Annotated in this window: 18 protein-coding genes and 1 pseudogene; 13 read left to right on the top strand and 6 right to left on the bottom strand. The window is 64.1% G+C overall.

The features are described 5' to 3' along the window. Window positions 1-424 precede the first annotated feature (424 nt). Together GWP04_00905 and GWP04_00910 are read right to left on the bottom strand one after the other, a co-directional pair. Window positions 425-724: a hypothetical protein gene (locus tag GWP04_00905; protein NIA24107.1), complete on the bottom strand. Its 300-nt coding sequence runs from the start codon at window positions 722-724 to the stop codon at window positions 425-427. Window positions 725-943: 219 nt separating this feature from the next. Then, window positions 944-3,541 carry a PASTA domain-containing protein gene (locus GWP04_00910; protein ID NIA24108.1) on the bottom strand — a complete coding sequence of 866 codons (2,598 nt, stop codon included), beginning with the start codon at window positions 3,539-3,541 and terminating at the stop codon, window positions 944-946. Window positions 3,542-3,593: 52 nt separating this feature from the next. Here GWP04_00910 and GWP04_00915 point away from each other — a divergent pair, with 52 nt between their 5' ends. Continuing rightward, window positions 3,594-5,177: a methylmalonyl-CoA mutase gene (locus GWP04_00915; GenBank protein NIA24109.1), complete on the top strand. Its 1,584-nt coding sequence runs from the start codon at window positions 3,594-3,596 to the stop codon at window positions 5,175-5,177. A gap of 9 nt (window positions 5,178-5,186) precedes the next feature. Here the strand turns inward: GWP04_00915 and GWP04_00920 are convergent. Both GWP04_00920 and GWP04_00925 read right to left on the bottom strand, forming a co-directional pair. After that, window positions 5,187-6,917: pseudogene (locus GWP04_00920) on the bottom strand (acetyl-CoA carboxylase biotin carboxylase subunit). A 35-nt stretch (window positions 6,918-6,952) separates the two neighbouring features. Next, on the bottom strand, window positions 6,953-8,503 hold the full coding sequence (locus GWP04_00925; GenBank protein NIA24110.1) for a methylmalonyl-CoA carboxyltransferase: 1,551 nt from the start codon (window positions 8,501-8,503) through the stop codon (window positions 6,953-6,955). A gap of 34 nt (window positions 8,504-8,537) precedes the next feature. Between GWP04_00925 and GWP04_00930 the strand changes: the two genes are divergently transcribed. From GWP04_00930 to GWP04_00950, 5 genes are all read left to right on the top strand, one after another. Next, window positions 8,538-9,200 carry a biotin--[acetyl-CoA-carboxylase] ligase gene (locus GWP04_00930; GenBank protein NIA24111.1) on the top strand — a complete coding sequence of 221 codons (663 nt, stop codon included), beginning with the start codon at window positions 8,538-8,540 and terminating at the stop codon, window positions 9,198-9,200. Window positions 9,201-9,263: 63 nt separating this feature from the next. Beyond that, complete coding sequence (locus tag GWP04_00935; protein ID NIA24112.1) at window positions 9,264-10,595, top strand: hypothetical protein; 1,332 nt, start codon at window positions 9,264-9,266, stop codon at window positions 10,593-10,595. A gap of 262 nt (window positions 10,596-10,857) precedes the next feature. After that, window positions 10,858-12,129 (top strand): nucleotide sugar dehydrogenase, encoded by a 1,272-nt coding sequence (locus GWP04_00940; protein ID NIA24113.1) that lies wholly within the window; start codon window positions 10,858-10,860, stop codon window positions 12,127-12,129. Between the two features lie 60 nt (window positions 12,130-12,189). Continuing rightward, on the top strand, window positions 12,190-12,909 hold the full coding sequence (locus tag GWP04_00945) for a glycosyltransferase (protein NIA24114.1): 720 nt from the start codon (window positions 12,190-12,192) through the stop codon (window positions 12,907-12,909). Further along, window positions 12,906-13,835, top strand: coding sequence for an NAD-dependent epimerase/dehydratase family protein (locus tag GWP04_00950; GenBank protein ID NIA24115.1), 930 nt, complete (start codon window positions 12,906-12,908; stop codon window positions 13,833-13,835). The genes GWP04_00945 and GWP04_00950 overlap by 4 nt, the downstream gene beginning before the upstream one ends. A gap of 70 nt (window positions 13,836-13,905) precedes the next feature. Here GWP04_00950 and cofE read toward each other — a convergent pair whose 3' ends face one another. Together cofE and cofD are read right to left on the bottom strand one after the other, a co-directional pair. Next, window positions 13,906-14,604 carry a coenzyme F420-0:L-glutamate ligase gene (gene cofE / locus GWP04_00955; protein ID NIA24116.1) on the bottom strand — a complete coding sequence of 233 codons (699 nt, stop codon included), beginning with the start codon at window positions 14,602-14,604 and terminating at the stop codon, window positions 13,906-13,908. Further along, window positions 14,601-15,521, bottom strand: a complete 921-nt coding sequence (gene cofD / locus GWP04_00960; GenBank protein NIA24117.1) for a 2-phospho-L-lactate transferase — start codon at window positions 15,519-15,521, stop codon at window positions 14,601-14,603. The genes cofE and cofD overlap by 4 nt, the downstream gene beginning before the upstream one ends. A 57-nt stretch (window positions 15,522-15,578) precedes the next feature. Here cofD and GWP04_00965 point away from each other — a divergent pair, with 57 nt between their 5' ends. From GWP04_00965 to GWP04_00995, 7 genes are all read left to right on the top strand, one after another. Further along, the gene (locus GWP04_00965) at window positions 15,579-18,320 is read left to right on the top strand and encodes a glycosyltransferase (protein ID NIA24118.1); all 2,742 of its coding nucleotides are present in this window, start codon (window positions 15,579-15,581) and stop codon (window positions 18,318-18,320) included. Then, window positions 18,317-19,630, top strand: coding sequence for a hypothetical protein (locus tag GWP04_00970; GenBank protein NIA24119.1), 1,314 nt, complete (start codon window positions 18,317-18,319; stop codon window positions 19,628-19,630). The genes GWP04_00965 and GWP04_00970 overlap by 4 nt, the downstream gene beginning before the upstream one ends. A 185-nt stretch (window positions 19,631-19,815) precedes the next feature. After that, window positions 19,816-19,995, top strand: a complete 180-nt coding sequence (locus tag GWP04_00975) for a DUF3499 family protein (protein NIA24120.1) — start codon at window positions 19,816-19,818, stop codon at window positions 19,993-19,995. Window positions 19,996-20,000: 5 nt separating this feature from the next. Next, a complete protein-coding gene (locus tag GWP04_00980) occupies window positions 20,001-20,282 on the top strand; it encodes a hypothetical protein (protein NIA24121.1) in 282 nt (93 codons plus the stop codon). Window positions 20,283-20,342: 60 nt separating this feature from the next. Continuing rightward, window positions 20,343-20,489, top strand: a complete 147-nt coding sequence (locus GWP04_00985) for a hypothetical protein (GenBank protein NIA24122.1) — start codon at window positions 20,343-20,345, stop codon at window positions 20,487-20,489. A 10-nt stretch (window positions 20,490-20,499) separates the two neighbouring features. Beyond that, window positions 20,500-22,758 (top strand): hypothetical protein, encoded by a 2,259-nt coding sequence (locus tag GWP04_00990; GenBank protein ID NIA24123.1) that lies wholly within the window; start codon window positions 20,500-20,502, stop codon window positions 22,756-22,758. After that, complete coding sequence (locus GWP04_00995; protein ID NIA24124.1) at window positions 22,755-23,219, top strand: hypothetical protein; 465 nt, start codon at window positions 22,755-22,757, stop codon at window positions 23,217-23,219. The genes GWP04_00990 and GWP04_00995 overlap by 4 nt, the downstream gene beginning before the upstream one ends. Window positions 23,220-23,222 lie beyond the last annotated feature (3 nt).

Consider the following 23,222-nt stretch of genomic DNA (forward strand, 5'->3'; position numbering starts at 1 on the left):
GGTCGGCTTCGCCGGCCCCGGTCGGCTTCGCCGGCCCCGGTCGGCTTCGCCGGCCCCGGTCGGCTTCGCCGGCCCCCCTCCCGGCTTCGCCGTACTCCCCCCAACGCTCGCTTCGCTCGCTGGGGGGAGAGACAGGCCGCTTCGTTCGCTGGGGGGAGAGATGTTCGTTCCCTCCCCGTTTCCTCCCCCAGAAGGCCCGAAGGGCCGACGCTGGGGGAGGTGGCCTCGACGCTTTGGCCGAGGGCGGAGCGGGTCTTGGGTCGGCTGTCTGCCCCGCTTCCGGCTTCGCCGTACTCCCCCCAACGCTCGCTTCGCTCGCTGGGGGGAGAGACAGGCCGCTTCGTTCGCTGGGGGGAGAGATGGTTCGTTTCGCTCGCTGGCGGAGGTGCCGCCCTACGGCGCAGGGGCCTCGATGTGCCGAGGCTCAGTCGTTCTCGGACCGCATCACGTCATCGAGCGCCCTGCAGTGCTCGGCGCGCAGAGCCGGGGACAGCCGTCGGGTCTGGCCGGGACCGAGGGGGGGAATCGTCGCACGCACATGCACTCGTCCGGGCTCGAGCGAGACGAGTCCCTCGGCGGCGAGTTGGGGGAGCCGGATCGGGCAGGGCACCGAGGTGTTCTTGCGGGCCGCAGTCACCAGGCGGAGCAGCTCGACGACGGCGGTCGACCCTATGAGCGCCGTCCAGAAGCGGCGCACATATGCGGCATCGGGCGGCACTCCCACCGTTCCATCATCCCAGATGCTCGGTGTGACGGTCGGTCTGCGTCTGATACTGCGCCTGGTTGCAGCGCCCGGGGTCGGCGCGGCGTGAGTCGCGACGGGAGGACGAGCATCGCGTTGATTCCCGGACACTGCAACCTGCACCGTGCAGTGATATCAAGAAACACCAACCAACGTCAAGATACGTCGTGTAAGGACGCGAAAAGAATCTCTTCAGGTGCCTCAGCCACCGTCGGAAGGTGGCGGAGACGGTGGCGCCTTGCCGACGAAGAGTGTGATCGTGTCGCCGAAGGTCACGGTGGAGCCTGGGATCGGACTGGTGGTGATCACCGTATCGACGAGTGTCGGCTCGGTCGTCTCCACCAATATCGTCGTGAAGGCGAGCTCGACCCCGGTGTCCTCCTTGAATTGGGCAAGGGTCGTGACCACCTGATTCACATCCATGCCTGTGAGGTCGACCAGCGGCGCCGAGGGGGGGACACCGGAAGAGACTTCGACGGTGACTTCGGTTCCTTCACTGACCGTCAGAGGTTCGATCGGCGTTCCGTTTTCGCCTGCCGGGTTCGGGTCCTGTCCGACGACGGTTCCGGCAGGCTCGACCGACGGCACCTCGACCATGATCGGTTGGAGGTGCGCTTGATACACCGTGTCCTCGGCGTCCTCTGTCTGCATCCCGATCACGAAGGGCACCTCCGTCTTCGGAACGATGAAGTACTTGTTCACTCCTGGAGGATCGGGCGGGAAGTTCTCGACGGGGACGTTCTCGAGGATGTCGGTCATGTACTCGGCCCAGATCGGAGCGGGGATCGTTCCCCCGTAGACCCTGGAGTAGAACTGATTCTTGATCGTGATGTCGCGCATCGGATACTGGAAGTCGGGGTAGCCCACCCATACGGCGGTGGCGTACTGGGGAACAAACCCGACGAACCATGCGTCGGTGTAGTTCTGATGCGTTCCCGTCTTGCCTCCCTGAGGCCGGCCGATATTGGCGGCCGGCGCGGTTCCGGAGCCGGTGGGAACCCTGGTCAGGGGGCGGCGGGCGGCAGCGATGATCGCGGGGTCGACGACCTGCATGCGTTGGTTCTCATGCTGGTACAGCACCGTGCCGTTGGGACCTTCGATGCGTTCGATGAGATACGGTTCGGCCCAGAGGCCATTGGTCGCGAAGTTCGTGTATGCGGAGGCCATCTCGATCGGTGTGGCTCCTCCGCCTCCGAGGACGATCGAGTACACCTCGGGGATCGTCGATTTCTTGACACCCATCCTGCGAGCGACATCGACGATGTGGGCGGGACCGACCGCAACGGAGACCTGCGCGTAGACGACGTTCACCGACTGGTAGGTCGCCTGGTTCAACCGTATCCCCGTGTCCTTCTTACCTCCCCGCACCGTCCAGATATTCGATCCGTCGGGACCACACGCGAACGGGCATTCGATCTCGATGGGAGAGCGCGCATCCCAGAACGAGTTCAGCGAGCCACCGGATTCGAGGTAGGCGACCAGGCCAAACGGTTTGAAGGAAGACCCCGGGTTTCGCTCGCTCCGCAGGGCCAGGTCGAACTGCTCGACGTCGAAGGGGAGACCGCTCGACATGACTCGAATCGCACCGGTCGCACTGTCCACCGTGGAGATTGCTCCGGTGGGTGCACAGCGAAGCCGCTCGAGGGCCGGGACGACGGTCTCGGTGGCGTTGTAGCGAGAGATACAGGCGTTCACCTGTTCTTGGGTCATCGTGGATGGATCCGTGTAGGGCAGCCACGTTTCGAGGATCGAGTTGGCTGTCTCCTGCCAGTCCAGGTTGATCGTGACGTACACCTTCAGCCCGCCTCCGCCGTGGCAGTTCACGTCATCCGCCGGGCATCCGAAGATCGCTATTTTGCGTTCCTCGGTCGTGGCCCCCAAGAAGGCGAATTCCGGTTCGTGGAGGAGCTGTCGCTTGACCTCGGCGACAACGTGGTCGGCCGGGCCGGCGAATCGTGACGGAGGCTTGATGTCGAGGGGCTCCTTCTTGGCCGCTTCCCCTTGACTCTTGGTGATCATGCCGTGGGCGATCATCGTGTCGATGACTTGATTGCGCTTCTTGAGGACGTTCTCCGGCTGGCGTCGGGGGTCATAGACTCGCGGGTTACGGATCGGAACGAACATGGCTGCGGACTCTGCGATCGTGAGTTCGTCGAGGCTCTTGCCGAAGTACTCCTGTGCGGCGGCCTTTACCCCATAGGCGCCCCAGCCGAAATACACCGAATTCAGGTAGAACTCGAGAATCTGGTCTTTCGTGTAGCGGCGCTCCAGTTCGACGGCGACGGCTGCCTCACGAATCTTGCGGGTGATGGTCACTTCGTCGCCGACGAAGTTCTGCTTGACGACCTGCTGGGTGATCGTCGAACCGCCGCGCTCTTTGCCGTACCGGAGGTTGTCGATGAACGCGCTGCCGATCGCAGCGAAGTCGACACCCTCGTGCTCGAAGAAGTCTGCGTCCTCGGAGGCCAGCGCCCCGTCGATGACGATCTCCGGAACCTCCTCGATGCGGATCGGCTGGCTGTTCTTGCCATCGTCGAGTTCGGCCAGTTTCTCGTTCTTGAGCGTGTAGATGCGTGACACCCTGGACAGGTCGGGGAAGTCGAGCGCCATGCTCTGCACGTCGGGGACGAAGCGGTGTTCGAGGCTCGTAAAGACACCAAACGCCGAACTCGCTCCGAAGAACGAGAACAGTGCGAGCCATGTCGAGGCGAGGAGGGAGACGGACAGGAGCGTCGCAAGCGCGACGAACCAGCGGCTTCTGACCTCCCGGCGTTCGAGTTCGTGGATTGGTGCGGACATGCTTTGCCTCAGGCGTCGGGCACGTTGCCCGTTAGCATTCGTGAGGATACCCATGATCGAAAAACACACAACGGACCAACCCGAGCGCGCGACCACCAGCGGGATCGAGATCGAGACCGTCTATCGCCCCGATGACGTGCCGGCCGAACTGGGTGAACCGGGTGCCTACCCGTATACCCGCGGCCCGTACCCCACCATGTACCGCGGGAGATTGTGGACGATGCGCCAGTACGCCGGGTTCGGCGATGCCGACGCCACCAACCGGCGGTTCCGGTCGCTTCTCGAAGCCGGCCAGACGGGTCTGTCGGTGGCCTTCGACCTCCCGACGCAGATGGGGTACGACTCCGACCATCCGATGGCCGAAGGTGAGGTCGGCAAGGTGGGGGTCGCCATCGACAGCATCGAGGACATGCGGCGCCTGTTCGCCGAGATCCCCCTGGGCGAGGTCAGCACTTCGATGACCATCAACGCAACCGCGGCAATTCTGCTGCTGCTCTACCAGCTCGTCGCCGAGGAGCGGGGCGTTGCTCCCGGGCGGATCCGAGGCACCGTACAGAACGACATTCTGAAGGAGTACGTCGCGCGAGGCACGTACATCTATCCGCCGGCCGCGTCCATGCGCCTCGTTACCGACCTCTTCTCGTACTGTGCCGCGGAGCTTCCCTCCTGGAACACCATCTCGATCAGCGGCTATCACATGCGCGAGGCCGGTGCGACCGCCGCGCAGGAGCTGGCGTTCACGATCGCCGACGGTCTCGCCTACGTTCGGGCGGCGGTCGATGCAGGCCTCGACGTGGACCAGTTCGCACCGCGTCTGTCGTTCTTTTGGAATGCCCACAACCAGTTCTTCGAAGAGATCGCCAAGTTTCGGGCTGCGAGGCGTTTGTGGGCCAGGCTCATGCGGGAGAAGGTGGGGGCGACCAACCCGAAGGCGTGGCAGATGCGGTTTCACACCCAGACGGCCGGCAGCACCCTCACGGCCCAGCAGCCGGAACTGAACATCGTCCGCACGGCCGTTCAGGCGCTCGCCGCGGTGTTCGGGGGAACCCAGTCCTTGCACACCAACTCGTACGACGAGGCGCTCGGACTGCCGACTGAGAAGTCGGCCAAGATCGCCCTGCGCACCCAGCAGATCCTCGCGTTCGAGTCCGGTGCAGCGGATACCGTCGATCCTCTCGCGGGTTCGTACTTCATCGAGGCGCTGACGGACGCGATCGAGGAGAGAGCCGGTGCCTTGATCGATGAGGTCGAGGCGCTCGGTGGTGCCGTCAACGCCATCGAGATGGGCTTCCCGCAGCGGGCGATCGAGGACGCTGCGTACGAGACGGCGAAGCGGATCGAAGCCGAGGACCAGATCGTGGTGGGTGTGAACCGTTTCGTCGAGGAGGGAGAAGAGGAGGAAGTCCCGGTCCTGCGGATCGATCCGGCCCTGCAAGAGAATCAGGCATCTCGCCTTGCTGCGCTGCGTGAGCGGCGTGACAGCGCCGCCGTAGAGGAGGCTCTGGAGACGATTCGGGCGACCGCCCGCTCCGGCGGAAACATCCTGTACCCGATGAGAGAGGCGTTACGGCTGCTCGCGACGCTCGGCGAGGTCTCGGACGCGCTCCGGGACGTCTTCGGAGAGTACCGCCCGTAGCGCCAACTGCTATCGGATGATCGCGATGACCTGTCCGGGCGAAACGGTGTCCCCGGGGCGGATCTTGAGCTCGATGACCTCACCATCGACGGGGGCTCGCACCTCGTTCTCCATCTTCATCGCTTCGAGCACACAGATCGGATCGCCGCTCCTGACGTGATCACCGGACTCCACGTGGACTTTGACGATCGTCCCCTGCATCGGAGCGGTGATGATCCCGGCGTCGTCGGAGGAGAGCGCCGCGCTGCGGGCGAGCTTCGGTGGTTTGCGTCGTGGACGCCCGCCGGTCGTGGCCGGAGCCTCTGGAGCCCAGAACGTCACCGTGTACCGACGGCCGGAGACTTCGACCGTCATGTCCCTGCGGGCGAGCGCTTCGTCCTCAGCGAGCGGCGGGGCGATCGACTGCACCAGATCGGAGAAGTCGAGGTTGCTCTCGACGAAGCCCGTGTGGTGCTTGCCTTTGAGAAACGTATCGCTCTCCAGCATCCTGAGATGGGCGGGGATGGTGGTGGGGACCCCGACGATTCGGAACTCGCGCAGTGCCCGCCTTCCCCTCGCGATGGCCTGCTCCCTGGTCCGGCCCCAGGTGATGAGTTTGGCGATCAGCGTGTCGTAGTAACGGCTGATCTCCGAACCTGTCGTCACCCCGGAGTCGACCCGCACCCCGAAGCCGGCGGGTTCGCGGTAGTCGACGATGCGTCCGGGGTTCGGCAGGAAATCGTGAGCAGGGTCCTCCGCGTTGATACGGAACTCGATGGCGTGGCCAGAACGCTTCGGGGCAGTGAATGACAGCGGCTCTCCGCGGGCAACTTTGATCTGCTCCGCGACGAGATCGATGCCCGTCACCATCTCGGTGACGGTGTGCTCCACCTGCAGCCGGGTGTTCATCTCCAAGAAGTAGAAGTTGTCTTCCTTGTCGACGAGAAACTCGACGGTTCCGGCTCCCCGGTAATCACAGGCTTTCGCCATTTGTACCGCGGAGCGACCGATCGCCTTTCGCAGGCGGTCGGCGAGGCCTGCCGCGGGGGTCTCCTCGATGAGTTTCTGGTGGCGGCGCTGCAATGAGCAGTCCCGTTCGCCCAGGAAGACGGTGTGCCCATGGTCGTCGGCGAAGATCTGCGCCTCGATGTGCCGAGGCTCCTCGATGTACTTCTCGACGTACAGCTCGGAGCTACCGAAGTACGCCTCGGCCTCCCGACGTGCTCCCTCGACTGCGGCTTGCAGCTCGGAAGCGTCGTGGACGATTCGCAATCCTTTCCCACCGCCGCCATGGGATGCTTTGACCGCAACCGGAAAGCCGAACTCGACGGCTGCCGTGAATGCATCCTCGGTGGAGGCGAGCGGCTCGGTCGTGCCGGGGACCAGCGGTACACCCGCCTTGGCAGCCGCCTGCCGGGCGGTGATCTTGGAGCCCATCATGATGATCGCCTCCGGCGGTGGACCGACCCAGATCATGCCGGCGTCCATCACCGCCTGGGCGAAGTCGGAGTTCTCCGCGAGGAATCCGTAGCCCGGATGGATCGCGTCGGCTCCCGTCTCCTTTGCCACCCGAATGATGCGATGGGCGTCGAGGTACGACTCGGATGACGGTGCCGGCCCGATGTTCCACGCTTCGTCCGCGACCTGTGTGTGGAGGGCGTCCCGGTCGAGTTCGGAGTAGACGGCGATCGTTCGTATTCCCATCTCTCGAGCCGACCGGAGGACACGAACCGCGATCTCGCCGCGGTTCGCAACGAGGAGGGCCTTGATCGATCGCGGGGGTTGGTTCTTGGGGCTCACAGGGGGATGTTCCCATGCTTCTTGGCAGGGAGTGACTCTCGTTTCGTGCGCAGCATTTCCATCACCCTGATCAGTTTGGGTCGCGTCACACTCGGCTCGATGACCTCGTCGACGAGTCCGAGTTCTGCCGCACGGTACGGGTTGTTGAACTTGTTTTCGTAATCCGCGATGAGTTCCGCTCGCTTCGCATCGGGGTCGTCTGCGGCGGCGAGTTCACGACGGAACACGATGTTCACCGCACCCTGGGCGCCCATCACGGCGATCTCTGCGGACGGCCACGCATAGACGAGGTCGGCTCGGATGCCGCGTGAGTTCATGACGACATACGCTCCGCCGTACGCCTTGCGGGTGATCACGGTCACCCGTGGAACGGTCGCCTCGCTGTATGCGTACAGCAGCTTGGCTCCGTGGCGGATGATGCCGTTGTGTTCCTGATCCACGCCGGGGAGAAAGCCGGGCACGTCGACGAATGTGATGAGGGGGATGTTGAAGGCATCACAGAAGCGGACGAAGCGGGCGCCTTTGATCGATGCAGTGATGTCGAGCGTTCCGGCCAGTACGGAGGGCTGGTTGGCGACGATGCCGACGCTGTAGCCGTCGAGCCGGGCGAGACCGACGACGATGTTCTGCGCCCAGTGTTCGTGCACCTGATAGAACTCGCCGTCGTCGACGACGCGCTCGATGATGTCGACGACGTCGTAGGGGTGGTTGGCCGAGTCGGGAATGATCGAATCGAGCGCCGATTCGATACGGTCGGCCTGGTCACCCGGCGTGTAGCGGGGCGGCGCCTCCATGTTGTTCTGTGGCAGGAACGACAGCAGATACCGGACCTGTTCGAGGGCGTCGGAGCCGTCAGAGGCCACGAAGTGTGTGACCCCGGACGTGCCCGCGTGGGCGGCCGCGCCGCCGAGTTCCTCGAAGGTGACTTCCTCTCCGGTGACCGCCCGGATGACATCAGGCCCCGTGATGAAGAGGTGGCTCGAACCTTGCACCTGAAAGACGAAGTCGGTGATCGCAGGTGAGTAGACGGCACCGCCGGCGCAGGGTCCCATGATGACGGAAATCTGCGGGATGACGCCCGAAGCCCGGACGTTGCGTTCGAAGATGCGACCGTAGCCGTCGAGCGACGCCACACCCTCCTGGATGCGGGCGCCACCGGAGTCCTTCAATCCGATCAGTGGTGCACCGGTTTGCAGGGCCGCGTCCAAGACCTTGACGATCTTGTCGCTCACTGCACGACCGAGCGACCCGCCGAATACGGTGAAGTCCTCGGCGAAGACGAAGACGGTCCGACCGTCGATCGTTCCCCAGCCGGTGACGACGGCGTCACCTGGCGGGCGCTTGTTCTCGATACCGAAGCCGCTCACCTGGTGGCGAACGAACATGTCGATCTCCTGAAAGGATCCTTTGTCCAGGAGTGTTTCGAGGCGCTCGCGTGCTGTCAGTTTGCCGAGTTCATGTTGTCGATCGACCGCCCGCTGACCCCCCGAGTGGATCGCCTCGTCTTGCAGCCTGCGGAGATCTTCAATGCGTTCTTCTGTGCCCATGCGTAGATTGCCCTTTGACTCCGAGATGGACGGAATGGCTACACGATACGCTCTCACGCTGCTCGATGACGTGACTTCCACCCAGGATGAGGCCCGGTCCCGGCACCGAGGGAAGCCGCTTCTGGTCGTCGCCGGACGCCAAAGGGCCGGTCGTGGCCGGTCGGGGAGGCGCTGGGAGAACGCTCCTCGGGCGGTGGCAGCGTCACTTGCTTTCTCACCGGATTGGCCGCGACGGACATGGCCCAGGCTCTCGCTTACTGCGGGGCTCGCGGCACGCGACGTCTTCGGTTTCGACCTGAAATGGCCCAACGATCTCATCGCCGGCGGCCGGAAGACCGGTGGCCTGCTCGCGGAGAGCGGGGAGAATCTGGTGGTGGTGGGCCTCGGCGTCAACCTCTGGTGGCCCGATGCTCCCTCCGATTTCGGTGCCCTGTACGGCGATGACCCCGGACCGGACGCCGCCGCCGATCACGCGGGCCGGTGGGCGGACGCCCTGCTGTCGCGTGCGGATCGGGGACCGGAGGGATGGGGGATCGATGAATACCGGGTGGCCTGTACGACGATCGGGAGGCACATTCGCTGGGAGCCGGGCGGCGAGGGTGTCGCCGTGGACGTCGCCGACGACGGGCGGCTCATCGTGGAGACATCCGAGGGCCGGATCGAGCTGGCGTCCGGAGAGGTGCGAGAGATCCGGTGACTCGGGGGTGGAGCACTTTTGGTGGTCTCGTGTGCCATCAGGGTCGCTACGCTTGGATGTCCGATGGCTCGATCTTCAGCCCAGACCAGCAAACATCCACGCGCGAGAAAGTGGCTCCGCCGCGGTCTCATCGTGTTGCTCGTGGTCGCGAACGTGGTGGTGTTCGGCGCCATCTTCACTGCACGTAATCTCTCACAGACCTTCGAAGCCAACCTCACGCGGGATACCGATGTCGTGCAGGCGCTCACTCCCACGTCGGCTCAGGCGAGCGGCGGTGATGGCGACACGGTTCACCAGCCGCCCTCCACTTTCCTGATCCTTGGATCCGACTCGAGAGCCGATCTCGACGAGGATCTCGAAGGGAACTTCGGCACCACCGCTGCGGGAGCGCGCGCCGACGTGATCATGCTCATGCAGATCTTCCCGGACGAACACAGGGCACAGGTGCTGAGCCTTCCCAGGGATCTGAAGGTCGACATCGAAGGCTATGGGACCAACAAGATCAACGCCGCATACGCGTTCGGGGGAAGTGAGTTGGTGGTCCGGACCGTCAAGCAGGCGACGGGGCTCCCGATCCACCACTACGTGGAGGTCGACTTTTCGGGCTTTGCGGCGATCGTGGATCAACTCGGCGGCATCACGATCGATTTTCCGTACCCTGCGAGAGACACGCACTCGGGTTTCGCCGTCGACGCCGGCCATCAGACGCTCGACGGCTCGTCCGCACTCGCGTATGCGCGGTCCCGCCATTACCAGGAGCGACGCAACGGGTCCTGGGTCTCGGTCGACGGCGGCGATATCGGCCGCACGAGACGGCAACAGCAAATCATCCTCGCGATCCTGACGGAGTTGAAGCAGCCGTCGTCCATTGCGGACGCGAGCGGCATCCTGGAAGCGTTCGCAGGGTATGTCACCGTCGACGCGACGCTGTCGCAGAAGACGCTGCTCGACCTCGCCTGGGCGATGCGCTCGATCGACGCTTCGTCGATCGAGGCCGTCACGCTGCCGACCTACGGCAAGATGATCGACGGACACTCCTATCAGCTGCCGAAGGAGCCGGACGCGTCGCAGGTGATCGCGGCATTCGCCGCAGGCGAGTCTCTCCAAGCGAAAACCGAAGGGCCGATCCGTGTTCAAGTGCTCAATGGCAACGGCATCGCCGGGGCAGCGGGCCGTGCTGCAGCGTTGCTCGACTCGCCGACGTTCGAGGTCGCCGATATCGGTGACGCGGACTCGAGCGATTTCGCAACCACCGTGATCCTGGCTCGATCCGATCGCCATCGGCTCGCCGAGGCGGTCGCCGACGCCCTCGGATTCGGAACCGTGAGCTTCGGTACCGTCCCAAATGACATCGATGTCGTCGTCATCGTCGGCAAAGACGCACCCGCCGCCTGAACCTGAAGGCCCGTCGCGCAATGCATGGCACGCGTCTCGACATTGCCGAGGAGCTCAGTCAGGAAGCCGGCTTCCAGCCTCCAGCCCCCGACTTCCAGCAGGAGCCGCGACGCTCGCCCTACGGTCTCGAGGCCGGGTAGGTCGCGATACGAAGCACGAAGTACGAGATACGTGAGTAGGCGAGCGACGCGCACAGCGCCGCTCTACGCACAGGCATCTTTCATTCAACAGACCCCCGATCGAGGTGAGTAGCCTCTGGCGGATGAAAGTAGCTGTCATTGGAGCGGGATACGTCGGACTCGCCACGGCCGTCGGACTTTCGTCGCTGGGCCACGAGGTCGCCGTGGGCGAGCGGAGCGCCGAGAGAGTCGGGATGCTCCGTTCCGGCCAGTCACCCATCTTCGAACCCGAACTCACCGCCATGCTCAGGACGGGGAGCGAGGCAGGCCGGCTCTCGTTCCACACTTCCAACGTCGATGCCGTGGCCGGGGCAGAGGTCGTGTTCTTGGCCGTTCCGACACCGCAGAGCGAGGACGGCGCCGCCGACACCTCCATTGTGTATGCGGTCCTGGACGAGATCGTGGGAAGTCTGATCGACGGGGCACTGGTCGTACTGAAGTCGACGGTGCCCGTGGGATCGGTGTCGAAGGTGCAAGCCCGACTCGATCAGCAGGGAGCTCGCGCAACCGTGGTCAGCAACCCGGAGTTCCTACGCGAAGGTTCGGCGATTTCGGACTTCCTGCATCCTGACCGGATCGTGATCGGCACTGACGATCAGCGGGCGGCCGAGGTCATGATCGAGCTGTACCGCGGGCTGCAAGCGCCGATCGTCGTCACCGACCCGGTCTCATCGGAGATGGTCAAGTACGCGGCGAACGCCTTTCTAGCGACCAGGATCACGTTCGCCAACGCCGTCGCCAGGCTTTGTGAGGCGGTCGGAGCGGATGTCAAGGACGTGCTTCTCGGCATGGGGTACGACAGCAGGATTGGTTTTCACTTCTTCAACCCCGGTCCCGGTTTCGGAGGGTCGTGTTTTCCAAAGGACACGAGTGCGCTCGTGGCAATCGCGGAAGATGCCGGATACGACTTCGCGTTGCTCAAGAGTGTCATTCGGATCAACGAGATTCAGCGCGAGCACGTCGTCGATCACGTGCGGACGGGCGCCGGGGGGACGTTGCGTGGCCGCACGGTCGGAGTGTGGGGACTCGCGTTCAAGGCAGGCACCGACGACACACGGTCATCACCCGCGCTCGCCATTGCCGAACGACTCATCGAGGAGGGATGCTCCTTGCGAGCACACGATCCCCAGGCCGTGGTGTCCATGCCCGGGCTGTCCCAGGTCGACACGCCGCTCGACGCGGTGCGTGGCGCCGATGTGCTCCTCATCACGACCGAGTGGCCTGACTACCAAGGTGTCGATCTGCACGAGGTTGCGCAGCTGATGAGCGGCGACAGCGTGGTCGACGCCCGCAACCTGCTCGATCCGGACGCCGTGCGGCGCCTCGGACTGCGCTATCAGGGGATCGGACGCTAGTCGGTACTTCGTACTTCGTACTTCGTGAGTGTCGTCGTGGTGGGAATGCACTGCTGTGTGATGGCTAGCCTGCACAGGGTGAAACTCTCCATCCTCATTCCGGTGTACAACGAACGTGGCACGGTGGGGGAGGCGGTCCGTCGAGCGCGGACCGTCGAACTCCCGATCGAGCGGGAGATCATCATCATTGACGACGGTTCGACCGACGGGACCGCCGAGATCGTCGACCAGCTGGCAGACTCCACCGTTCGTGTCGTGCATCAGCCGGAGAACAAGGGCAAAGGCGCGGCGATTCGCCGCGGCATCGAAGCATCGAACGGCGACTGGGTGATCATCTACGACGCAGACCTGGAGTATGACCCGAGAGACTGGCCCGCCCTTCTGCGGCCGGCGCTCGAAGGGGATTCCCGGGTCGTGTACGGGTCGCGCTTCACCGGTGAACGTCGCAACATGCTGTTTTGGCATTGGGTCGGAAACCGCTTTCTCAGCTTGACGACCAACGTGCTCTACAACACGACGCTGTCCGACATGGAGACCTGTTCCAAGCTGATCGAAGGTGATCTCGCACGTTCCCTGAAGCTCACGGCCAACCGGTTCGACATCGAACCCGAGATCACGGCCAAACTTCTCCGGCTCGGGAATCGCATCTACGAGGTCCCCATCCGCTACACCGGGCGTGAGGTCGAAGAGGGCAAGAAGATCACCTGGCGTGACGGCCTGCCGGCCCTCTGGCGGCTCATCGCCGTCCGGTTCGTGAGGAAGGGTTCGATTACGCGATGAAAGCCATGGTCACCGGAGGGGCAGGGTTCATCGGCTCGCACGTGGTTGATCGTCTCGTCGACGAAGGCTGGGAAGTGCTCGTCGTCGACGACCTCTCCGTCGGTCGCATCAGCAACCTGGCAGACGCTCGGGCTCGAGGCAAGGTGCAGTTCCACCAGGTCGACATCCGCGAGGATGCCTTCGTTACCGTCACCGAGCGGTTTCGTCCCGAAGTGATCTTCCACCTCGCGGCACAGGCGTCCGTGCCGGTGTCGGCCCGCGATCCGCTGTTCGATGCTTCCGTGAACATCCTTGGCACCATCAACGTGCTCGAGGCTGCCGGACTCGTCGAAGCGATCCGCGTCGTCGCAGCGTCATCCGGCGGGGCGATCTACGGAGGCGGTGTGAGACTTCCGGTGAAGGAGTCATACACGAAGCATCCGGACTCGCCCTATGGGATCTCCAAGAAGGTGGTGGAGGACTACTTCCGCTACTACCGAAACACGACGGGGGTCGACTATCTGCTCGCTGCTTTCTCCAACGTGTATGGGCCCCGGCAGGACCCTTTGGGGGAAGCCGGCGTCGTGTCGATCTTCTCCAAGCTGATGCTCGAGGGAAGGCGTCCGGTGATCTTCGGCGACGGCGACCAGACACGGGACTACGTGTTCGTCACCGATGTCGTCGATGCGTGCGTCCGTGCCGGCGGTGTGGGCGGAGGGCGACTGGTCAACATCGGTACCGGTGTCGAGACGTCGGTCATCGAACTGTTCAGAATGCTTGCCGACATCATCGGATTCGACAAGAACCCTGTTTTCGGGGACCCGAGGCCGGGCGACATCGCCCGCTCGGTGGTCGATCCGACGGCTGCTTTCAAGTATCTCGGCTGGCGGGCGTGGACTCCGTTGGAACAGGGTCTTTGCAAGACCGTGGAGTCGTTCCGGGAGTAGGGGGAGGCGAGACACCTCCAGCCGGTTCGCCGCCGACGCTCCTCACCCACGTCCCCTGCGGAGAAGGGGCTCAGCGGAACAGATCCTCATCCGGCGGGCGGACCAGATCTGTGGCGCGGCCTTCTCCCTTGGCCCACGAGAGTCCGCGAACGATCGCGACCGGGATCCCTTCGGCCTTGCCCATGACCAGGTCCGCCGCCGCGGCGATCTCATCGACGAGCGCGACTTCGGTCGCTTCGAGCTCCCTGCCCCACGTGTCGGTGGTGCCCCGGTAGTCGTGGATGGCAGGCATGCCGGACACGCCGATCGCCACGTCGGTCAGACCGCGTCGCCAGGCCCTGCCGAAGGTATCGGTGACGATCACCGCGAGGCGCTTGTGCGAGGCGTGCTCGAATCGCAGGCGAAGCCGATGTGCCGATCGATCCGGATCGCGAGGATGCAGCGCCACCTGGCCGGGTTCCATGTTGGAGCGGTCAACGCCCGCGTTGGCGCAGATGAATCCCTGCCGGGTCACTGTGATCATCAGATCCCCACGGCGTCTGATCACCGCCGCCGCCTCCTGTTCTTTGAGCGCCCGGTACTCGGCGTCGGATGCATACCGTGCCGTTGCCCCCTCAGCCTTGGAGACCACCTTGTGCGTCACGACGAGGATGTCGTCGTGTTGGAGATCAAGACCGGCAGCGTCTATTGCTTCGAGGAGCACTTCGGCGAGATCGGCGCCCGGTTGCACCTCACCGATCCCGGGCACCGGGATGATCGAAAGTGTCACAGCAGATCGATCATCCAGGCTGCAAAGTCACGGGCGGCTGGAGGGTCGGCGATCCTCGTGTCCCGAATGTGGATTCGCACGCCGAGACCGTTGAGGCGGCTGCGATCGGGAGCGTCGCCGAGGTCGATGACAAAGTCGTGCAGCAACCCGTGGTACGCCTCCAGCACCCCCTTGTTGCCTGCGGACATGCCGAGCGATCGGAGCACCGTATGGGCCGGTCCCCTCAGAGCACGTCCACCGAACAGTGGGCTGACACAGATCACCCGCTTCGCGGAGGCGACCGCGTCGGCGACACCAGGGACGGCGAGCATCGGCCAGATGGAGAGCGGTGGGTTGGACGGCGCGATCGCAACAAGATCGGCATCGGCGATAGCGTCGAGCACTCCGGGCGCAGGCTCGGATTGGTCGGCGCCATTGAAATGGACGTCGAGAACCTCGTCTTTGTGAGAGCGCATAACGAAGTACTCCTGGAATCGAATCCACATCTCGTCATCGACGCGAATGATGGTCTGGAGCCGGTCATCGGTGACGGGTATGACCGAAGCTCTCAGGGAGAAGGCCGATCCGATCAGCCTGGTCACCTCAGACAGCGGTGTTCCATCCTGAAGCAGCTTGGTACGGAACAGATTCGTGGCCAGATCCCGATCACCGATCCGGAAGCTCGTGTCGATGCCGAAGGAGGAGAGATGGTCCATCACCTCGAACTCATCACCGTCGATGCCCCAACCGTGCTGCCCTTCCAGACCGGCAAGGGTGTAGGTGACCGTATCGATGTCCGGAGACACGTTGAGGCCGTAAATGACGTCGTCGTCGCCGACGTTGACGATCACCGAGAGGTCGATGTCGTCGAGCGCATCGAGGCCGCGAGCAAGCCGGGCACCCCCTACGCCACCCGAGAGGAGGGCAACACGGATCATTGATCCGCGACCCGTCGGATTGCGGTGACGCTTCGCTCCCTCCACAATGGCTTCGGCATGTCATCCCCCGATCCCGCTTCAGTACTCGCGGCCGTCATGGTGCGCGCCGGAACATTGACCGACGCACTCGATGCGATCGCGGCACAAGTCTACGAGCCGAGCACGATCGCCGCGGTGGGCGGTGGCGAGGTCGCGCAGGCACTGGCCAAGGAGCGGAAGATCTCCTGGGTGCCCACACCCACCGCGTTGGCCGACCTCCTTGGCCCAGAGATCACCCACGTATGGTTTCTGCACGACGACGCCGAACCTCGACCCGACGCGCTCGGCGCCATGGTGAGAGAACTCGAGAGGGTCGACGCTTCAGTCGTCGGCGCCAAGCTGCTGCACGCCGACAGCCCCGAAACACTCGAGCTGGTCGGAGCGGCTACCGATGTTTTCTGCGTTCCCTACACGGGCCTCGAGCAGGACGAACGCGACCAGGAACAGTACGACGTCGTGCGAGACGTCGCCTACATCTCCGGGGCCTGCATGCTGGTCCGCAAGGATTTGTTCCTCGGCCTCGGCGGACCCGATCCGACGATGGCGCCCAATGCGGCCGGCATCGACTTCTCCCAACGCGCGAGGGTCGCGGGCGGCAGGGTCGTCGTTGTCCCATCGGCGGAGGTGCTGCATCGGGGCACCTGTCGCACCGGAGCACCCTGGCGTGAGGAGGCCGGTCAGATTCGCGCCTTGGCGAAGGCGTATCGTGGCCTCACCCTGTTCTGGGTCCTTCCGGCAGCGTTCCTCACCGGCCTTGTCGCAGCGTTCGTCCATACGTTCACCGATCGTCGCACCGCCCTCGGGCGCTTCGCATTGGCATGGGCGTGGAACCTTCGGCGGCTCCCGTCGACGATTACCGAGCGGAAACGGCTGCAAAGATCCCGGCTCGTCGGCGACGAGGAGCTCTTCCGCTACCAGGTGCAGGGCTCGGTCGCCCTTCGAGAGGTCGGCGAGGTCCTCGGGGACCGCCTGCGAGCACGATCATCCGACGGTCGGCTGACGAACCTCGTCGATCGCGGTCGGGGATTCTGGCAGCAGTCCGGATTCATCGCATCGCTCTTCGGTCTGCTCTTCGTTGCGGTCGCCACCCGATCTATTTGGGAGAACGGGCTTCCCGTGGCCGGCTTCTCGTTGCCGTTGCCGGACTCGGCATGGGCGACTCTGCGCTCCTTCGCCGGCGGATGGAATCCGGCAGGTCTCGGAAGTGCCAGTCCGATGCTGCCCGTCGTCGGTGCCGCTTCGCTCGTACAACTCGTGCTGTTCTCCAAAGCCGGTCTGGCCTCCGCGGTGATGACCGCTGGGGCGCTCACGGCCGGGCTGTGGGGAGCGGGAAGGATGCTCGGACGGTTGGGCATCGGGCAGTGGGGGAGAGTGATCGGTGCGCTTGCACTGATCGGCGGTCCGGCAGCGAGAGCGTTGGAAGGGGCGAATGCCTGGCCGGGCCTGCTCGCTCTGGGTGTCGCGCCGTGGGCGATCGCCGTGGCGATCCGTCCATGGCCACAGGGGTGGCGGAACAGGGTTGCCGACGTCGGCACGCTCGCGTTGGCGACAGGAGCCCTCGCCGTCTTCTCACCGGTGGCACTCGTTCTGCCGGTGAGTGCCCTCATCCTCGGTTCGTTGCTGCGAAGCGGCTGGGGATCGGTCCCGAGGGGTCTCGTCGGCACGGTGCTGGCCGTGCCGCTGCTGTTCCCATGGTTCTACACGGCAACGCCGGATTGGGTGTTCTCGGGACCCTCGCTGTTCTGGAACCCGAGCCTGTGGACACTTGGGCTGCTGGCGGTCACGGCTCTGCTGGTGATCGGGTTTGGCGACAAGGAAATCTCGGCAATTGCCGGTTGGGGCACGGTGCTCGTGGCGATGGGCGCCGCAGCGGCAAGGACCGCAGGACTGGGAGCCGGTCATGAGGTTGCGGTTGCCGGTCTGGTCACGGCTTCGTTGGGCACGGCACTTCTCGCGGGGGCAGCGGTCGATCTCAGCGGACGGTTGTCGACTTCGAGGCTGTTTCGCAGGATGCTCGTCTCGGTCGGAGCGGTCGGCGGCATGGCGATCGCTGTGGGTGCCTTCCTTCTGATTCCCGGTGGCAGGGCGGGTTTGGGTCCCGACCAGTTCGGAGCCCAGCTCGAGTTCACCAGTGCACGTGCAGCGGCGCACGGTGTCGACCGGGTGCTCTTGATCGGTAACGCAGCGGATCTTCCCGGTTCAACGAGGGAGGGCGCCGGGTTCGCGTATCGCTTGATCGGCGGACCGGTGCCGACACTCACCGAAGCCTGGCTTGCCGGCCCCGGTGTTGGCGACATGGCTCTCGACGCAACACTGGAACGGATCAGTTCCGGCGACGAACTGCGACCTGGAGCCGCTCTTGCCGAGTTCGGGGTTCGGTGGGTGGTTCTACTTGGCCCGACACCGTTTGATCAGCCACTCGAAACCCAGCTCGACATGCGTCCTCTTCCAGGACTCGACTACGCCGTCTTCGAGAATGAGGTTCCTTCGCCGCGTGCAGTCACGACCGATGGTGAAGCGTGGCACTGGAAGCCCCCCGGCTACTGGGGTCCGGCCACCGCACGTGTCGTGGTCAGAGAGAACGCGCATCCGCGCTGGGGGAGCGCCTGGACGCAGAACGGGTGGGCAAATGAGGTCGACGGGTCCAAAGGTGTCGTCGAGTTCAATGCCGATCCGACGCTGAGGCTATTGGCGGAACTGGCAGGCGTGTATCTGCTGCTGGTGCTCGGTGTCGCCACGTTCGCGAGGAAGAGATCATGAAGCGGATGTTGAGTCTCCTGCTCGTGGCGGCGCTCGGCGTCCTGGCGTGGGCGCTGCCCGCCCCGGAGCCCGAAGAGTCGCCGACGACAACCGTTCCTCCTGCCGTTGTTGCGACAACATCGAGCCATTCGACGTGCCCGTGGGCGTTCTCCGACGGTGCCGTCGATACGTTCTTCGTGGCGCAAACCGATGAGGACGCCGACCTTCGTTTCACCTTCCCGGTCGGAGGAGAGATTCGCAGAACCGTCGAAGAGTCTCAGATCGGACCCGCAGCAGCCGCACTCTCCCTCGCGGGCGTGCTCAACCAGGGGGTTTCCCCTGCCGTCGTCGAGTTCTCCTCGAGTCCGTCGGCTGCAGGCATCGTCGAGACCGGCGAAGGAGTCATCGCGGCAGACGTCTGCCCCTCGGCGTCGTCGAAGATCTGGCATCTTCCGGGCGGCTCCACGCTCGAAGGTCAGACACTGCGCCTGGTGTTGTTCAACCCGTTCTCCGATGATGCGAGGGCGAGTGTCGCAGTCACGAGCGAGGCCGGGTTCGAACCGGTCCCCGCACTCGAGTCGGTCTCGGTCCCGGGACGCTCATGGAAGGTGATCGATCTGAGCGAATTGCTGCCGTTGCGAGAGCGCCTCTCGGTTTCCGTCGACATGAAGCAAGGTGTCGTGACACCGGCGATGGTGCTTTCCGAAGGTGATGACGAGGCGGTTTGGACCAACGAAGGTCAGGCGGACCAATGGGACTTCCCGGTGGCCGACGCCGGAGGGCTCATGCCGCGGCTCTCGATCTCCAACGATGGCACCACCCCTGTGGACTATGAGATCGACGGCTACTCCACCACCGGGACCGAAATCGCGCTGCTGAGCGGCACCCTTGAGGGCCGTAGTCAGGTGCAACTCGACGTGAGTGGCATCGCCGAAGGCGTGTTTGGTCTTCGGCTACGGGCCAGCGGTCCGGTGGCTGCAACGCTGATCGCCGACGATGGGGTGCGGGTCGCTGCGACTGCCGGCGTGACCGTGTCGGCCACGCGATGGATGCTCCCCGGCTTCGGCATGGCCGGAATCTCGACACTATGGGTGATGAACGCCGGAGTCGAGACAACGACCGTGACCTATCGCCTCCTCGACGCAGGTGGCGCACTGGGCGACGTCGAGAAGGTTGCTGTTCTCCCAGGGCGCATTCTCGCGGTCCCCACCGTGCCGATCGGAGCTTCGGGCCTCGTGGTCGAGGCCAGCCATCCGATCAGCGTCGCATGGACGATGGAACGTGACGGAGCCATCGCCTATGCGAGCGGGGTACCGATGACTGGCCAGTAGCAGCGGGTGTACTCCTGAACCCAGGGCTCGTAGGTACCCTATGGGTACCCCTGAGCCCTGGGTTCAGGGATTCTGGACACGGGAACCTGGAAAACATCCCGATCCTTGGTCCTGAGAGGACGGGCCGGTACCGTTACCGCATGCTTGCTATGTGCGTTCGATGTGGTACTCCTGCGGGAGCCGTGATGTCCTACAACTACGACGACCGGTCGGTCCGGCTCGATGACCTCCTCGGCGCAGTTGAGCCGGGCACCGGCTATCACCTGTGCGCTTCACACTCGGATCGACTGTCACCGCCGCTCGGATGGACGCTCACCGACCACCGAAGCACCTCGCGGCTGTTCGCTCCCCTCGAAGTGGCCTAGCGCCGGTGGCCATCGATCGGGATCTGCTCGACGCGGTCCGCGAACTCGATACGCACGAACTCCAACGGCTTGTCATCCTGGCGCGGGCGCGCCTCGAGTCGGTCGGTGCGATCACCCCGGGGGCGGATGTGAACGTCAGTCTGCGGGAACAATGGATCCGATGCGGCAAACAGTCGTGTTCGCGATGCCCCCATGGACCGTACTGGTACGCCTACTGGACCGAGAACGGACGGAGGCGGACACGCTACGTGGGCAAACTGCCCAAAGAACCCGTAAAACTCAGGTAAGCTCTTTGTGCCGCGACGAAGGGGTTGGGCGTGCACTGTCCGAAGTGCCGAGCTCGTGACGTGATAGAAATCGACCATCGGTTGCCCGATGGCTCCGAAGTTCACTTCTACTCGTGTCACAAGTGTGAAGAAAAATGGTGGGACAAGGATGGCGAGCACCTTCCCTTGGCCGAAGTCCTCGACCTTGCGCGGAAACGTCGCTCCTGACCGTCCCTTCGTGAACCCCGACCACAGACGCGAGTCGACCCCGCTCTGGGTAGTGGCCGCGGGCATCGGATTCGCGGTTGCAGCGGTCTTCATCGTCATGAACCCGGTGCTGCTGCTGTCACCGAACACGCCGTCCGGTGGGGACATGGGCGCCCACGTGGCGGTCCCCGCGTACCTGCGCGACGTGATGCTGCCGGAAGGCAGAATCCTCGGCTGGAGCAACGACTGGTTCGCGGGCTATCCGTTCCTCTTCTTCTACTTCCCGATCCCGGCCCTGGCCACCGTGCTGCTCGACGTGTTCATCCCGTACGGTGTCGCGTTCAAGATCGTCTCGATTCTCGGTCTTCTGGCACTCGCCCCGGCGACCTACTTCCTGGTGAGAACGATGGGGTTCTCGCGGTTCACCTCGACGGTTGCAGGAGCCGCCGGCGGGGCGTTCGTGTTCATGGAGAGCTTCTCGATCTACGGCGGCAACATTCCGTCCACGCTGGCAGGCGAGTTCTCGTTTTCGTGGTCGTTCGCGCTCGTGATGGTGTACCTGGGCCTGCTGATTCAGATCGTCCGGGACGGAAAGCGCAAGGTCCCGCTTGCCGGTCTCGTCCTGGGCCTCATGGCGCTGACCCACCTCATCACCACCCTCGCCGTGATCATCGCATCGCTCCCCGTGATGCGGTGGAAGGGGGGAATCAAGAAGACGGTTGCGACATGGGTCCTTGGTTTCTCCGTGGCCGCCTTCTGGGCGATTCCACTGCTGACCAGGGTCAGGTACTCGTCGGATATGGCCTGGGTTCCCCTTTCGGGATGGAAGAACATCCTGCCGGAAGAGATCTGGATGCTGCTCCTGCCGGCGGTCATCGGCCTGATCATCGCCGCTCGCCGGACGACGAAGGTGACACCGTTCGTGACCCTGACGATCTTTCCTGTCGTCTACTACTGGTTGATCCAGTACATCCCCGAATGGCTCCCCGCGCGCTTTCACCAGATCCAGGGCAAGTTGTGGAACGGGCGCTTCCTGCCGTTCTTCTTCTTCGGCGTGTGGGTGTTTGCCGGCATAGCGCTCGGTGTGGCGCTGAAAGCGCTGTCACGCCATCTGCCGGAGCGGTTCGGCGTCTGGTGGGTTCGGGGACTCATCGTTGTCGGAACCGTCGTGGCTTTCCTCGTCTCCGATCAGGTCGTGTTGGGGGGAGTTCCCGGATGGATCGCGATCGGTGTCGGCGCCCTCGCATTCGCCGGAACCTTCTCCCTGCCTCAACGGGTTCAGGTTGCTTCCGTGCTGCCGATCACCGGAGCGGTCATCATCGTTTCCGCCTCGCTGGCAGGGATGACCTTCATCCCCGGGTGGGTCCAGTGGAACTTCTCCGGGTATGAAGGCAAGGCGGCCGCACCCGAGTACTTCGCGCTGATGGACACGCTGGATGGGCTCCCCGGCGGCAGGGTCCAGTGGGAGTACAACAAGGACCAGAACAAGTACGGGACGCCGATGAGCCTGATGCTGATTCCCTACTGGACCGAGGGGAAAGACGCTTCGATGGAGGGCCTGTTCTTCGAGTCGTCACTCACCACGTCGTTTCACTTCCTCAACCAGGCCGAGATGAGCCAGGCGCCTTCCAGTCCGGTGCCCGGGCTGAACTACCACCGCTTCGATTTCGACCGGGGTCTCGAACACCTCGCGCTCTACAACGTCCGCTACTACATCTCCTACACCGACGAGGCCAAGGAGAAGGCTCTCGACACGCCCGAGCTGAGGTTCATCACCGAATCGGACCCGTTCGCCATCTTTGAGCTGCCAGAGTCGTCGCTCGTCGACGTGGCCGGCTACGTGCCGGCGGTCTATGAGGGGTCGGACTTCACCCAGGCCACCCTGGACTGGTATGACCGCAAGGGACAGCTGGACCACTGGCTGGTTTCGGACGGTCCCGCGGACTGGCCACGGGTCGGTGACGATCTGGAGATCCCCTCGATCGCCGAGGCGAATGGCGGTGTCGTCAGCAACGTCGAGTTGGAGAACGACCGCATCTCGTTCCACACGACCGCCGTCGGCGTTCCGCACATGGTCAAGGTCTCCTACTTCCCCGACTGGCGGGCGATCGGAGCGGACGGCCCGTATCGTGCGGCGCCTTCGCTGATGATCGTCGTTCCGACCCAGGAAGACGTCGTACTCCAGTTCCGGTCTTCGGCGGCCGAAAAGGCGGGCATGGTGCTCACGATCGTTGCATTGATCTTCATCGCCGGCGCCGCCATCCAGCAGCACCGGAGAGTTGCACGGTGAAGAACTACGTGCGCAGTTTTCTCACTCGTGAAGCAGCCGGCCAGTTCGTCCGGCTCAGTCTGATCGGTGGTCTGAACACGCTGGTCTACTTCGCTCTTCTGAACATCTTCCGATGGGGGGTCCACCTGTCATCGTTCTGGTCGGTGACGTTTGCCTTCGCTCTGGCGACCGCGCTGTCGTATGTGCTGAACCGCCGGTGGACGTTCAGGATCAAAGAGGGTCGCGGTTCGGTCCGTGAGACGGTCTGGTTCTACATCGTGAACCTTGCAGCGTGGGCGGTGACCGTCGCCGTCGTCAAGACCGCAGAGTGGCTGTTCGGAGAACTCGGTCCGTTCGCGCTCAACGCCGCCAACATCGTTGCCACGGGATTCATCCTCCTCCCCAAGTTCGCCTCGTACCGCGACCTGGTGTTCGGCAAGGCCCTCCGGCATCAGCGCAGCGACACCACTCCCGCCGAGTAGACA

The sequence above is a fragment of the Gammaproteobacteria bacterium genome (genome assembly GCA_011682695.1).
In the GTDB taxonomy this organism is placed as follows: Bacteria; Actinomycetota; Acidimicrobiia; order Spongiisociales; family UBA4744; genus BMS3Bbin01.

Bases quoted from the DNA above. Each gene is read 5' to 3' on its own strand.
- GWP04_00945 (NIA24114.1), top strand. From the start codon at position 12,190: ATGGCTAGCCTGCACAGGGTGAAACTCTCCATCCTCATTCCGGTGTAC.
- GWP04_00915 (NIA24109.1), top strand. From the start codon at position 3,594: ATGATCGAAAAACACACAACGGACCAACCCGAGCGCGCGACCACCAGC.
- GWP04_00970 (NIA24119.1), top strand. From the start codon at position 18,317: ATGAAGCGGATGTTGAGTCTCCTGCTCGTGGCGGCGCTCGGCGTCCTG.
- GWP04_00935 (NIA24112.1), top strand. From the start codon at position 9,264: ATGGCTCGATCTTCAGCCCAGACCAGCAAACATCCACGCGCGAGAAAG.
- cofD (NIA24117.1), bottom strand. From the start codon at position 15,521: ATGATCCGTGTTGCCCTCCTCTCGGGTGGCGTAGGGGGTGCCCGGCTT.
- GWP04_00940 (NIA24113.1), top strand. From the start codon at position 10,858: ATGAAAGTAGCTGTCATTGGAGCGGGATACGTCGGACTCGCCACGGCC.
- GWP04_00910 (NIA24108.1), bottom strand. From the start codon at position 3,541: ATGTCCGCACCAATCCACGAACTCGAACGCCGGGAGGTCAGAAGCCGC.
- GWP04_00975 (NIA24120.1), top strand. From the start codon at position 19,816: ATGTCCTACAACTACGACGACCGGTCGGTCCGGCTCGATGACCTCCTC.
- GWP04_00965 (NIA24118.1), top strand. From the start codon at position 15,579: ATGTCATCCCCCGATCCCGCTTCAGTACTCGCGGCCGTCATGGTGCGC.
- GWP04_00925 (NIA24110.1), bottom strand. From the start codon at position 8,503: ATGGGCACAGAAGAACGCATTGAAGATCTCCGCAGGCTGCAAGACGAG.
- GWP04_00930 (NIA24111.1), top strand. From the start codon at position 8,538: ATGGCTACACGATACGCTCTCACGCTGCTCGATGACGTGACTTCCACC.
- GWP04_00950 (NIA24115.1), top strand. From the start codon at position 12,906: ATGAAAGCCATGGTCACCGGAGGGGCAGGGTTCATCGGCTCGCACGTG.